This window comes from Agromyces sp. NPDC058126 (genome assembly GCF_042884595.1).
Lineage (GTDB): Bacteria > Actinomycetota > Actinomycetes > Actinomycetales > Microbacteriaceae > Agromyces.
Genome location: NZ_JBHVTS010000002.1, coordinates 498,891 through 512,295, shown reverse-complemented (window position 1 = coordinate 512,295; position 13,405 = coordinate 498,891). Strand labels below are relative to the sequence as shown.

Sequence of the window (13,405 nt, the reverse complement as noted above, 5' to 3'; positions counted from 1 at the left end):
CCCGATGCACGACGATTCCGCCCTGGTCGAGACCCGCATCGCGCGGTTCGTGCGTGAACGGCTCGAGCCGGCCCGCTACCGCGAGCGGGTGCCCGCGACACTCGAGCGGTGGGAGGCGCCCGGTGAACCCGTGCCGTTCGCCGAGGCGGTGGTGCAACGCTTCGAGCCCGTGTCGGCGGGCACGCCGTGGGGGCGCGCGTGGGGCACGACCTGGTTCAGGGTGTCGGTGCCGCTGGTCGCGGATCTGCTCGGCCGCGCGTCGACCGAGGTCGTCGCGACGCGGGGCGGCGGCGTGGTCTCGATCGACGGAGGCCGCCCCGAGCTCGTCGTCGATCTCGGGTTCTCGTCGGTGACGCCGGGGTTCCAGGCCGAGGCGCTCGTGTGGCGCCCCGACGGCACGATCGTGAAGGCGGTCGAGCCGCGCAACCGGGCGGTGCCGCTGGAGCTCATCGGCGCCGCCGACGGGCAGGCCGTCGTGTACCTCGAGGCCGCGTCGAACCCCGACGTCATGCAGGACTGGACCTTCGCGCCGACCCTCCGCGGCGAGTGGGAGACCGCGGGCGACGAACCCCTCTACGTGCTCGGCGCCGTCGAGCTCGCGCTCCGCGACGAGACCGTCGACGAGCTCCTGCACGACGTGCGGGTGCTCCGCCAGCTCGCCGTCGAGCTGCCCGCCGACTCCACGCGCCGCGCGCAGCTCGTGCGCGCGCTCGAGCGCATGGTCGACGCGATGGACCCCGACGACGTCGCCGGCACCGCGGCGGAGGGGCGGAGCATCCTCGCCCCCGTGCTCGCCGCGCCCGCCTGGGCGAGCTCGCACCGCCTGCACGCCGTCGGCCACGCGCACATCGACAGCGCCTGGCTGTGGCCCGTGCGCGAGACGGTGCGCAAGGTCGCCCGCACGTTCTCGAACGTCGACGCGCTCATCGCGGAGCATCCCGATTTCGTGTTCGCCGCCTCGTCGGCGCAGCAGTACGCGTGGCTCCAGCGCGACTATCCCGAGCTGTTCGAGCGGGTGCGCGCGCGGGTGCGCGAGGGCTCGTTCGTGCCCGTCGGCGGCATGTGGGTCGAGTCCGACACGAACCTGCCGGGCGGCGAGTCGCTCGCGCGGCAGTTCGTCGCCGGCAAGCGCTTCTTCATGGAGGAGCTCGGCGTCGAGCCGCTCGAGGTGTGGCTGCCCGACTCGTTCGGCTACTCGGCCGCGCTGCCGCAGATCGTGCGTGCAGCGGGCTCGCGGTGGTTCCTCACGCAGAAGATCTCGTGGAACGAGACGAACCGCTTCCCCCACCACACGTTCCGCTGGCAGGGGCTCGACGGCACCGAGGTGTTCACGCATTTCCCGCCGGTCGACACGTACAACGCCGAGCTCACCGGCGAGGAGCTCGCCCGCGCCGAGCGCCAGTACGCCGAGAAGGGTGCGGCGAACACCTCGCTCGTGCCCTTCGGCTACGGCGACGGCGGCGGCGGGCCGACCCGCGAGATGCTCGCGTCGGCGCATCGCACGGCCTCGCTCGAGGGATCGCCGCAGGTGCGGTTGTCGTCGCCGCGCGAGTTCTTCGAGGCGGCGGAGGCCGAGTACCCGGCGCCGCCGGTCTGGGCGGGCGAGCTCTACCTCGAGTTCCACCGCGGCACGTACACCTCGCAGGCGCGCACGAAGCGCGGCAATCGGCGCTGCGAGCACCTGCTGCGCGAGGCCGAGCTGTGGGCGGCGACGGCCGCGGTGCGCGGTGCGGCCGAGTACCCGCGCGCCGAGCTCGACGAGGCCTGGCAGACGGTGCTGCTGCAGCAATTCCACGACATCCTGCCCGGCTCGTCGATCGCGTGGGTGCATCGCGAGGCCGAACGCCATTACGCCGAGGTCGCCGAGGTGCTCGAGTCGATCATCGAGCGGTCGGTGCGCGCGCTCGCCGGGCAGGGCGATCGGATGCTGCGCCTGAACGCCGGGCCGTACGCGGTCTCGGGGGTGCCGGCGATGGGCGGTACCCCGGGCGGAACCCGCACGACCCCCGGTGCGATGCTCACTCGTGACGGCGACCACATCACCCTCGAGAACGCCCACCTCGAGGCCGTGCTCGACGCCGACGGGCTGCTCGTCTCCCTGCGGCACCGCGAACCCGACGGGCGCCTCGGCCGCGAGGCGATCGCGCCGGGCCGCGCCGGCAACCTGCTCCAGCTCTTCCGCGACACCCCCAACCAGTGGGACGCCTGGGACATCGACGCCCACTACGCCCGCAACGTCGTCGAGCTGCGCGAGGCCGAATCGGTCGAGGTCGTGCCCACCGCGGCGGGCGGGGCCGATGCCGAGCGAGTCGCCGTGCGCATCACGCGGCGCTTCGGGGCATCCGTCATCGTCGAGACCGTGTCGCTGGGGGCCGACGCGCGCGCCCTCGAGCTCGAGTTCGAGATCGACTGGCACGAGCGGCAGAAGCTGCTGAAGCTCGCCTTCCCGCTCGATGTGCACGCCGAGCGGGCGACGAGCGAGATCCAGTTCGGCCACATCCACCGGCCGACGCACGCGAACACCTCGTGGGACGCCGCCCGCTTCGAGACCCCGGCCCACCGCTGGGTGCACGTCGGCGAGCCCCGCTACGGCGTCGCGATCGCGAACGACTCCACCTACGGGCACGACCTCCGCCGCGACGCCGACCCCGCGCGCCCCGGTGCGACCGTGACGACCGCCCGGCTCTCGCTGCTGCGCGCCCCGCGCTACCCCGACCCCGAGGCCGACCAGGGCGAGCACCGGCTGCGCGTCTCGATCATGCCGGGCGCCGGAATCCCCGACGCGATCGCCGAGGGCTACCGCATGAACCTGCCGCTCCGCGAGATCGGCGGTGTGGATGCCTCGTCGATCGAGCCGCTCGTGAGCGTGACCGGGGCGGTCGTCGAAGCGGTCAAGCTCGCCGAGGATGCCTCGGGCGACGTCATCGTGCGCCTCTACGAGCCGCACGGTGCTCGCGCACGCGCGCGCCTCGAGGCATCCTTCGCGGCCGACGTCGTGGCGACCGACCTGCTCGAGCGCCCGCTCGACGCGGCCGACCCCGCCGGGGGAGGCGTCGGCGTCGCGCTCGCCGCTGCCGGCCCGACTGCGTGGGAGTTCGAGCTTCGCCCGTTCCACATCGTGACGCTGCGGCTCAGCCCCTCGACCGCGGAGGGCGAGTAGGCGCCGTGCAGCAGCCCTCCGCGGTGATCGGGTGACACCGCCAGTCGGCCCCTCTGACACTGACCCGCCCAGCGGGTCAGTGTCAGAGCGAGCGGCAGGAGCAACCTCCGGGTGCCGCCTCGGCCCGATCGAACTCGGAATCGCACAAGGGCAGCCGCTGTTCGCGCGACGACGTCACTGATACGTCAGTGGTATCAGTGACCCAGTGCCGCGGTGATACCACTGACGTATCAGTGACGTAATGCTTCGGCGCAATGATGCCGCGAGCCCCGGCCCCGTCTCATGGGCGTGCCGCGGCGGCGATCACCTCGTGGTGCAGGGCGAGCAGTCCCCCGGTGCGCTCGGCCGGGCCGCGGCCGAAGCCGCACTCGGTGCCGACGCCGAATGAGGCGACGCCCGCTCGGGCGAAGGCCTCGCGGGCCGGGGCGATGCGGGCCAGGGCGCCGTCGACGCCGTCCTCGTGGTGCACAAGACCGAGGTACGGCGTGGTCGCGGTGGGCAGCGTCCAGCCGGCGAGCGGCGCGAAGTAGTCGGCGTCGGTGCGCTCGATCGGCACGGGGAGGTGCACCCAGTCGATCGGGCGCCCGACCTGCGCGGCCAGCGCATTCGCGACGGCGACGAGCCGGCCGGCGTCGGTCGGTTCGACGAAGTGCTTCTCGGCGACGTCGCCGTAGCAGAGGTGGAATCCGAGCTGCGCCCCGTCGGGCACGCGGTCGGCGAGCTCCGCGGCGAGGGAGGCGATCGCCGCCACGAGCGCCGGAGCGCCCGCGCCGCCGTCGGCGAAGAACGCCTCGAGCGGTCCGCCGCCGAGGCTCACGCCCTCGAGGTAGGCGAACTCGGTGGCGAGGTCGATCTGGACGGCGAGGTCGCGGGCGGGAACGAGCTCGGCGATGCGGTCGAGCTCGGCGGCGAGGGCCCCGGCGTACGCCGGGTAGACGGCGGCGCGGTCGGCCGGGGCGACGAACGTCGTGACGGGGGCCAGCGGCGAGGGCAGACAGACCTGGAAGCGGGTGCCGTCGGCGATGAGCCCCTCCTCGCGCAGGCGCACGAAGTCGGCGTAGCTCGCGGCCGCGGCGTCGGCGTAGCCGAGCGGGCCGAACGCGAGGGCTCCGGCGTCGACCGTGCCGTCGAGCACGGTGGGGCGCAGGTCGAACCCGGCGACGATGATCGGGTCGATCGGCACCCGGCTGAGCCCGTCGACCGCGTCGAAGGCCGCGCCCTGGAAGAGGATCCAGTGGAACCGCTCGCCGACCTCGCCGTCGGCGATGCGGGCGAGGTCGTCGCCGAGCTCCGCGGCGACGACGCGGAAGGTCGCCTCCGCGCTCGGCTGGTTGATCGATCCGACGAGGTGCGCGCCGGCGACGCGGGGGAGTTCGGGCATCCCGCAATGCTAGATCGACCGGGCTGTACAGTTCGGTCGTGTTACCCGCTCTGACGCGGGCGCGGCCCGCCCACGTTCAGCCGTCGTGCACGACGAGCGCGACCTCGATCTCGTCGCCCTCGCCGATCTGCTCGGCCTTCAGTACCGCGCGCTTCAGCGGGAGCGCGTAGGTGCCGCCGCCGGGGAAGATCGAGGTGTCCCAGGTCGTTGCGCCGACGGTCGCGGTGACTCGCACCGAGTCGAAGCCCCGAGGCATCCGCGGGCGATCGGAGATGTCGGCGCTCGGCTCGGGCGGCACGTCGACGAAGAACCAGTTGCGCCGGGCCGACCACTCGTAGATCACGGCGGTGAAGTCGACCCGCATGCCGCCGGTCGGGCGAGGATCACGCATGCGGCCATCCTAGGTCGAGCCGCCGTCACGGCTCCGGGGCTCGAGCGGGCCGCCTCCGCGACGACGTCCGATTCCCGCTGCAGAATCGCCCCCTGCGCCCGCCCTTCGGGGGCAGGATGGAGTCATGTCCCGCCGCCACGCCACCCTGTCGACGCCGCTCGGCGAGCTGCTCGTGGTCGCGGACGGCGAGGCGCTCGTCGGCATCTACTTCCCGGGCCACTGGCACCCGCCGGCAGCCGGCACGATCGGCGTCGAGGTCTCCGCCCGCGACGACGCCCTCATCACCCGGCTCGGCGTCGAACTCGACGAGTACCTCGCCGGCACCCGGTCCGCGTTCGATCTGCCGACCGCGCCCGACGGCGACGAGTTCCAGCACCTCGTCTGGGGCATGCTGCGCGAGATCCCGCTCGGCGCGACCGTGACGTACGGCGAGCTCGCGACGCGGCTCGGCGATCGCAACCTGGCGCGCCGCGTGGGCAGCGCCGTCGGCCGCAACCCGCTCAGCATCATCGTGCCGTGCCATCGCGTCGTCGGCGCCGACGGTTCGCTCACGGGCTATGCGGGCGGCCTCGAGCGCAAGCGGTTCCTGCTCGAACTCGAGGGCGCCGCGGTCGTGGCGCAGGCCCGGCTGTTCTGAGCGGCCCCGCACGCCCGCCATGTCGGCAGGTAGTGGCAGCGTGACGTCATGGCGACTCATGACCACCGCATCCCGCTCACCATCGACTACGTCGAGATCTCCGTCACCGATCTCGCGGCCGCGCAGGCCTTCTACGGCACCGCGTTCGGCTGGTCCTTCACCTCGTACGGCGACGAGTACGCCGGCATCCGCACGTCGGCCGAGGCCGACGGCGAGGAGGCGGGCGGCCTCACGCTCGTCGAGGAGGTCGTGGCCGGCGGCCCGTTCGTGCTGCTCTACAGCGACGACCTCGACGGCACCCTCGCCGCGATCGTCTCGGCGGGCGGCACGGTGACGAACGGGCCGTACGAGTTCCCCGGCGGCCGGCGGTTCCACTTCACCGACCCGAGCGGCAACGAGCTCGGCGTCTGGTCCGAGCAGTAGCACGGGGCCGACGAGCCGCCTGATTCCTCCCGACTCCTTCTGTTGTGGAATGCAACGCCGAAGCGTAGCGTTGCATATGACAACAGAAGGAGTCGGCCATGGTGAAGCGCACCGCCCGTGACGATCACGCCGCAGCGATCCTGCGCGAGCTCATCGTCGTCTCCCGCCGCGGCGTCGCCGACGCGCGCACCGCGCCGCTCAGCCTGAGCATGACCGACCAGTCGATCCTCGGCTACATCGTCGACCACCCCGAGTGCCGCTCGGTCGACATCGCCGAGGCGTTCCGACTCAACCGCTCGACCGTGTCGCGCCAGCTCGCGGGCCTCACCCGGCTCGGCGTCGTGCGCGAGATCGCGGATGCCTCTGGCCGAGGCCGTCCGCTCGAACTCACCGAGTCGGGTTGGGCCGCGTACCGCGAGGCGATCGACCTCCTGCAGGCGGTCGTCGACCGGCACCTCGGCGGGTGGCGCGACGACGAGGTCGCGCGATTCGCGACCGACCTCACCCGGTTCAACGATGCCGCGACCGACGGCGACCGGCCGAGGCATCCCGAGACGAACGCGGCGGCCGACGACTGACGCGCGCGAAGCCCCCACGAGGGCACCGACCAGAGGCCCCACGAGGGCACGACAGGAAGAAGGAAGAACCATGACCGCAGTGCAGCACGTGACCGTGCTCGGTACCGGAGTGCTCGGCTCGCAGATCGCGTATCAGACCGCGTTCAGCGGCCTCGAGGTCGTCGCGTACGACCTCGACGACGCCGCGCTCGCCGCCGCGAAGCAGCGCTTCGAGAAGCTCGCCGCGACCTACGTCGAGGAGGGCGTCGCGGGCGCCGCCGACGGCGGTGCGCAGGCCGCCCTCGCGCGCCTCTCGTACTCGGCCGACCTCGCTGAGGCCGTCGCGAACGCCGACCTCGTCATCGAGGCCGTGCCCGAGAGCGTCGACATCAAGCGCGCCACCTACGAGAAGCTCGCCGCCGTCGCCCCCGAGCGCACGATCTTCGCGACCAACTCCTCGACGCTGCTGCCGAGCGCGATCGCCGACGCGACCGGCCGTCCCGACCGGTTCCTCGCCCTGCACTTCGCGAACCGCATCTGGGCGCACAACACCGCCGAGATCATGGGCACGCCCGCGACCGACCCCGCCGTGTACCGCACGGTCGTCGAGTTCGCCGAGGCGATCGGCATGGTGCCGATCGAGATCAAGAAGGAGCAGCCGGGCTACGTGCTCAACTCGCTGCTCGTGCCGTTCCTCTCGGCGGCCGGCCAGCTGCTCGTCGACGGCGTCGCCGAGCCCGAGGCGATCGACGCGACCTGGCGCATCGGCACCGGTGCACCGATGGGGCCGTTCCAGATCTACGACATCGTCGGGCTGACGACCGCGTACAACATCTCGATGATGGGCGGGCCGAAGCAGCAGGAGTTCGCCGCGCTCCTCAAGGAGCGGTACATCGACCAGGGCAAGCTCGGCGTCGCCACCGGCGAGGGCTTCTACCGCTACGACGCCTGAGCCTGGTCGCACCGACCGGGGCGCCCCGCCCCGGTCGTCCTTCGTCGACGAGGTGCACCGGCAGCGTATCGAGTCCTGTCCCAGGGTCTCGATACGCTGCGCCTCTCGACCGCCGAAGCGTCAGTCGAGCAGGTGCTCCAGGGCTCGGCCCATCCAGTCGGCCCGAGTGGCGGCATCGTCGATGCCCTCGAAGCCGAAGCCGGTCATGAGCGAGCCCGGCGTCGCGACGACCGCCGCCTCGGGGAACCCGGCGGCCGTCGTGAAGACGAAGTCGTTCGGGTTCGGTGCGCTGCCGGCGGGCGGGCCGGTGACCTCCCAGCCGCCGGTGTCGCCGCCCTCGAACGACGTCGTTCCCTCGCCGGTCGACACCACGATGTCGTCGACGAAGACGCCCAGCCCCTGTGTCGACCAGTCGCTGATGTACGCGATCGCCACCTCGACCTGGCCGCCCGCGTAGGCATCCAGGTCGACCGACCACTGCTGCCAGCCGCCCGAGTTGCCCGACGCGGCCTGCCAGACGCCCGAGGTCCCGGTCGGCTCGCAACTGGCCGCCGCCTCGTCGTAGGTCTGGTAGTGGTCGAGGTGCGGATGCAGCTCGCGCCACCCGGCCGGGCAGCTCTCGCCGACGCTGTCGGAGGTCGCTCCGCCCAAGTCGGGCAGCGTCGTCCAGTTGTCCTGGCCCGGCGTGTGGGCCTCGACGGCGACGTGATCCCAATCGACCTCGGTGTCGTACGACGTCCAGAACGAGAGATCGGCGCCGCCGGCGGGCACGTCGATCGTGCGGGTCAGCCGCTTGTACGACACGTCGCCGATCTGCGAGTACGCGTAGGCGTCGCCCGTGTGCGGCTCGAACGGACCGCCCTCGCGGTCCCACCGACCCGCGACCCAGCTGTCGAACTGCGGGTACTGCTGCGGATCGAGGATGCCGCTCGTCGTGATGAACGAGTTGCTGTGATCCTGGTTCTGCGCGCTGTCGGCGCCGCCGAAGCCCCAGTCGAGGCCGGTCAACGGGGTGTCCACGCCGAGCACGTCGAGCAGCTCGCCGTCCTCGTTCGTGCCCGCGTCGTCGATCACCAGGTAGGCGCCGAGCCAGTACTGCAGCGTGTCGTTCATGCCGTCGCCGGAGCCGTTGAGCGGGCGGCAGCGCGCTGCCACGGCCGGGTCGGCGCTGCACTGCGCGTTGGCGGCGGTCGGGTCGTACAGCTGCGCGGCCGCGTACTGGGTGCCCGCGTACTTGCCGGTGTAGAGCACCTGCCCGCCCTCGTTGAGGAAGTCGCGCACCTCGAGCGTCTGGTCCATCGCGAGCCGCGAGGCGTTGCCACCGCCCCAGCCGGGTTCGCGAGTGATGATGTCATCGCCCGTGTACCAGACGACGGCCTCGTAGTGCGAGAGCACGCCCAGGGCGTCGGGTGCGGTCCTGCCGCGTGCGTCGACGTCGTAGACGTCGTACCCGGTGCCGTTCGCGTCGAGCGCGTCCTCGTAGTAGGCGAGGTAGTTCGGCCCGCCGGCCTGCACCGGCGAGGCGCCCGTGTAGTCCTCGGACGCGAGGATCAGCACGTCGTCGTCGGACTCCTCGACGGCCTGGTAGGTGAACGAGTCGCTCGTCTCGCCGCCGCCCTCGAACCAGACCTCGACCTCGTCGCCGGGCTCGGTGCCCGTCACGAACCCGCTCATGACCCGGTAGTGCACGCCGGTCGTGCCGCCGTATCGCTCGCCGCCGGTCCATTCCTCGGTCGTGGCGCTCACCGCGGGATCGCCGTTGATCGAGTACTTCAGCGTGACGTCGCCCAGGTTGCGCCGTGCGGTGACGCGCACCTCCTGCGGGTCGCCGTAGGAGTAGTCGAACGTGAAGTTCACGAGCGGCAGGCCGGCCTTGTAGGTGTCATCGCTCTCGAGGTAGAAGGGCTTCGTCTCGAGGCCGAGGTGCGACACCGGTTCGGCGGGGTTCGCCGCCGACTTCGCGACGTCGAGCGCGAACGGCAGTGCGCGCTCGAACTCGGCCTGCACCTGCGCCTCGTCGTCGGGGAACACGAACCCGCCGCCGTCGGAGCCTTCGCCGAGTTCGGGCGTCCAGGCGAGCGTGCCGCGCTGGGAGTGCGCGAAGTCCGTCGTCTCACCGTTGGTCACGTAGAGCACGTCCGACGACAGGCCCGGTTCGAAGTCGTCGATGGCCGGGTTGTCGCGGTTGCCCGAGAGCGCGTAGTAGATCGGGTCGTCGGCCGTCGGCGTGCCGGTCTGCCAGCCCTCGGCATACAGCAGCCACTGACCGAACGAGTGGTAGTTGACCTGGAACGAGAAGTCGGCCCGGTCGAACAGCGACATCATCGCCTGCGTCTCGGGCTCTGATCCGGCCGACGGGCCGCGGTACGTGTCGCTAGAGCTCTGCGACGACGACCCCTCCTCGTCGTAGCCGAAGTGCTCGGGGTAGTTGCGGTTGGGGTCGACGCCGTCGGCCCGCGTGACCTGGCCGTCGCCGTCGTTGTCGCGCAGGTTCTTGCGCCACAGCCGCTCGTGGTCGAACGTGTACTGGTAGCCGTCGGGGTTGGCCACGACGACGAACCACAGCTCGTTGTTCTTGAGGAGGTTCTTGATCTCCTTGTCGTTGTTCTTCCAGCCGTCGATGTAGTAGTTCATCAGCCGCCGGTTGACCTCGGTCGAGATCCATTCGCGTGCGTGCTGGGTCGAGCTGTACAGCACCGCCGGTCGTGCGCCGTCGCGAGTGCCCTTCGCGGCCTGGGTGACCTTCATCGCGATGATCTCGCGACCCTCGTAGGTGTGGCCGAGCACCTCGAGCTTCACCACCTGCGGGTTCTTCTTCGCGAGCTGGTACAGCTCGTCGCGGATGCCTCCGCGCTCGTCCCACGACCGGAAGACCTCGTAGCCCGAGGCGGCTTGCTCGTCCGCGAGCTGCTTGGCCGACTTGCCGTCCTTGTTCTTCTTGACCTTGACGTCGACGCCGCGGGCCTTGAGGGCCTTCGCCTCGTCGGCGGTGAGCACCAGGTCGATGCTCACCCCGGTCTCGGTCACCGTGCGGTTCGCGACATCGAACCCGCCCGCGGCGATCTCGGCGGCTTCGTCGCCGCTGACCTCCGCCGTGTACATGTCGAGGGCGCCGTCGTCCTCGGCGGCATTGGCGCCGACGGGACTCAGTACCGTGAACGTCAGCGCGAGTGCGGCGACGACGACGGCGACGCGAGTGCGAATGGAGCGATTTCCAGCCATGAGCGGACTCCTTCGGCCCGTCCCTCGGCCGAGGTCGGATCGTGACGACGTCGTCATTCGACGGCCTGTTCGTCACGCCTCTGGCGCTCCGCGGACCCTAGGGCATAGCCTTCCGCGACTCGCGCGCGGCTGTCAAGGTGATCTTGAGGATTGCTCGCCGGAACTCGACGGGCGTCAGCTGGGATCTCGGTCGCGCCTGCGCCGGCGCGTGCGCGGCTCGTCGAGCCCCATCCGCACGCGGGTGCGCCGACGCTCGACGACGATGAACGCCGCACCCACGACCCAGAGCGGCACCTGCGTGAGGAACGCGAGGCGGAACGCCTCGAGCGAGTACGTGTCGGGGGTGCCGGCGCCCTGCAGGTCCATCGCGAGGCCGATCAGGAAGATCGCGATGAGGCCCGCGATGAACCCGCCGCCGTTGACGATGCCGGTCGCGGTGCTGAGCCGGTGGCTCGGGTTGTGAGTGCGCGCATGGTCGAACGCGATCATCGACGCCGGGCCGCCCGTCGCGAGAGCGAGGGCGAGGGCGAACAGCAGCCACAGCGGCGCGGGGCCCGGCCAGGCGATGACCACGAGCCACACGACCGCCTGGATCGCGATGGTCGGCAGCACGAGCATGCGCGAGCGGCGCAGGGGATGCCGACTCGAGAGTGCGCCCATCACGGGCCCGACGAGCATGCCGAACACGACGAACGCGCTGAGCACGAGCGACGCCATCGCGGGCGTGAGTCCCTCGCCGGCGGTCAGGAACGGGAAGCCCCAGAGCATCACGAAGGCGGTGCCCGCGAACGGCGTCGTGAAGTGCGACCAGAACGCGAGCCGGGTGCCCGGGTGTCCCCACGACTCGCGGAACCCCTGACGCAGGTCGGCGGAGGAGCGGACGACGGCGATCGCCCCGGTCTCGGTGTTGACCGAGACATCCGCATCGCTCGTCGGCGGGTGGTTGCGCACGATCGCGAACGTCAGGATCGTGAAGAGCACGCCGAGGCCGGCGAGGCTGCCGAACGCGACCGTCCAGCTCGTCGCGTGCAGGAGCGCCGCCATCGGCAGCAGCGCGAGCAGCTGGCCCGTCTGGCCGATGATGCCGGTGAGCTGCACCATGAGCGGCGCGCGCTGCTGCGGGAACCAGGTCGCGACGACGCGCAGCACGCTCGGGAAGATCGCGGCGTCGCCCGCACCGAGCAGCACGCGCGCGATGATCGCCGTGCCGACGTCGGTCGACAGCGCCATCACGAGCTGGCCCGACGCCATGAGCGCCATGCCCGCGGTCACGATGGGGCGGGCGCCGAATCGGTCGAGCAGGAGACCCACGGGGATCTGCATGCCGCCGTAGACGGCCAGCTGGATCACCGCGAACATCGACAGCGTCGAGGCATCCGCGTCGAACCTGACGGCCGCGTCGGCGCCGACGGCCGACAGCGAGGTGCGGTTCGTCACCGACACGATGTACGCGGCGACGCTGACGCCCCAGACCAGCCACAGCCGCCAGGTCGGTGCGAGCTGCGGGGTGCCGGTCACGAGTGCGGAGTCTCCTCGAGGGTTTCGGGCCGATGGCCCATCGCGTTCCAGCGTAGTCGCGTCGCCGCGACCGGGATGCCTCAGACCCAGCTGCGTCGGACCGCCTCCGCGCCGAGCTGGATGCGCGTCGACACCTTCGCGGTCTCCATGAGCTCGGCGATCCGGCGCTGCACGGTACGCACCGAGATCCCGAGCTGCGCGCCGGCGGCGGCGTCCGTGAGGCCGAGGAGCAGGAGCTTCAGCAGATCCCGGTCGATCGCATCGTGCGCGCCGGGGATCTCGCCGGAGGTGAGGAACTCGGTCGACGTCGCCCAGAACTCCTCGAAGATCGCGAGGACGAGGTCGAGCAGCCCGCTCGGGTGGATGAGCAGCGCGCCCGAGGCGCGGGCATCTCCGTGCGATCGCATCGGCAGCAGCGCCATCTGGTCGTCGGCGATGGCGAGCCGGGTCGGGAGGGTCGGCAGCACCCGCACCTCCTCGCCGTACGGGGCGGCCTCACGGGCCGATTCGATGAAGCCCGGCCGTTCGAGCACGCCCTTCTCGACGATCACGCGATAGCGCACGCCGCGGTTGAGCGCCCGATCCTCCTCCTCGTTCTCCTCGGCGCCGAGGAACGCGATCTCGCTCAGCATGAACACGCTCACCTGCTCGGTCGCCGACGCCTGCAGCTGCGCGAATCGCTGCCGCACCGCGTCGGCGCCGACGATGACGTCGACGACGTCGGGCGCGACACGCTGCGCGGCACCCTCGCGGTAGATCTCGCTGAGCTGCAGCAGCGTCTCGTGCGCCTGGGCGAGTCCGCGTTCGCGCTCGAGCAGCATGGGGCGCAGGGCGATCGAGGGTGGGGATGCCACGACGCGATCGGGTGCGGAGGCCTGACGGGCGAGGAGGCCCAGCCGTTCGAGTTCGGCGAGGATGCGCCGGATCCGGGCGCTCGTCGACTCCGCCGCGGCGGCGAGCTCGTCGACGCTCGCAGACGGCCGCTGCAGGATCAGCCGGTAGACCGACGTGTGCTCGTCGTCCAATCCGATCGCCTCGAGCACCCGGGCCCTTCCGTTCTCCGCGGCCCGGTCTCCGCACGCGACCGACCTCACGTCGAGCCGGGTCGACTGCGACCCCGTCGTGGCGGATCGAGGCCATGGCATCTCTCCGCCACCACACTAA

10 protein-coding genes are annotated in these 13,405 nt (G+C 71.5%); 5 read left to right on the top strand and 5 right to left on the bottom strand.

All coding sequences use genetic code 11. From position 1 onward, the window contains the following. The first annotated feature begins 4 nt into the window (after nucleotides 1-4). Nucleotides 5-3,160 (top strand): alpha-mannosidase, encoded by a 3,156-nt coding sequence (locus ACFVTR_RS07585; RefSeq protein ID WP_387036124.1) that lies wholly within the window; start codon nucleotides 5-7, stop codon nucleotides 3,158-3,160. Between the two features lie 280 nt (nucleotides 3,161-3,440). Here the strand turns inward: ACFVTR_RS07585 and ACFVTR_RS07580 are convergent, their stop codons facing one another. After that, a complete protein-coding gene (locus ACFVTR_RS07580; protein WP_387036122.1) occupies nucleotides 3,441-4,541 on the bottom strand; it encodes a hypothetical protein in 1,101 nt (366 codons plus the stop codon). A 76-nt stretch (nucleotides 4,542-4,617) separates the two neighbouring features. Further along, a complete protein-coding gene (locus ACFVTR_RS07575) occupies nucleotides 4,618-4,932 on the bottom strand; it encodes a DUF1905 domain-containing protein (protein WP_387036120.1) in 315 nt (104 codons plus the stop codon). A 124-nt stretch (nucleotides 4,933-5,056) separates the two neighbouring features. Between ACFVTR_RS07575 and ACFVTR_RS07570 the strand changes: the two genes are divergently transcribed. The 4 genes from ACFVTR_RS07570 to ACFVTR_RS07555 all read left to right on the top strand — a co-directional run bounded on the left by ACFVTR_RS07570 (nucleotide 5,057) and on the right by ACFVTR_RS07555 (nucleotide 7,501). After that, nucleotides 5,057-5,569, top strand: coding sequence for a methylated-DNA--[protein]-cysteine S-methyltransferase (locus ACFVTR_RS07570; RefSeq protein ID WP_387036118.1), 513 nt, complete (start codon nucleotides 5,057-5,059; stop codon nucleotides 5,567-5,569). Nucleotides 5,570-5,617: 48 nt separating this feature from the next. After that, entirely contained in the window at nucleotides 5,618-5,992 is a 375-nt protein-coding gene (locus ACFVTR_RS07565) for a VOC family protein (protein WP_387036116.1), read from the top strand. A gap of 98 nt (nucleotides 5,993-6,090) precedes the next feature. After that, complete coding sequence (locus ACFVTR_RS07560) at nucleotides 6,091-6,570, top strand: MarR family winged helix-turn-helix transcriptional regulator (protein WP_387036115.1); 480 nt, start codon at nucleotides 6,091-6,093, stop codon at nucleotides 6,568-6,570. 70 nt (nucleotides 6,571-6,640) lie between these two features. After that, complete coding sequence (locus ACFVTR_RS07555; protein WP_387036113.1) at nucleotides 6,641-7,501, top strand: 3-hydroxyacyl-CoA dehydrogenase; 861 nt, start codon at nucleotides 6,641-6,643, stop codon at nucleotides 7,499-7,501. A 120-nt stretch (nucleotides 7,502-7,621) separates the two neighbouring features. Here the strand turns inward: ACFVTR_RS07555 and ACFVTR_RS07550 are convergent, their stop codons facing one another. From ACFVTR_RS07550 to ACFVTR_RS07540, 3 genes are all read right to left on the bottom strand, one after another. Then, nucleotides 7,622-10,723 carry a M14 family zinc carboxypeptidase gene (locus ACFVTR_RS07550; RefSeq protein ID WP_387036111.1) on the bottom strand — a complete coding sequence of 1,034 codons (3,102 nt, stop codon included), beginning with the start codon at nucleotides 10,721-10,723 and terminating at the stop codon, nucleotides 7,622-7,624. Nucleotides 10,724-10,897: 174 nt separating this feature from the next. After that, nucleotides 10,898-12,241 carry a nitrate/nitrite transporter gene (locus ACFVTR_RS07545; RefSeq protein ID WP_387036110.1) on the bottom strand — a complete coding sequence of 448 codons (1,344 nt, stop codon included), beginning with the start codon at nucleotides 12,239-12,241 and terminating at the stop codon, nucleotides 10,898-10,900. An 80-nt stretch (nucleotides 12,242-12,321) separates the two neighbouring features. After that, a complete protein-coding gene (locus tag ACFVTR_RS07540) occupies nucleotides 12,322-13,284 on the bottom strand; it encodes a helix-turn-helix domain-containing protein (RefSeq protein WP_387036108.1) in 963 nt (320 codons plus the stop codon). Nucleotides 13,285-13,405 lie beyond the last annotated feature (121 nt).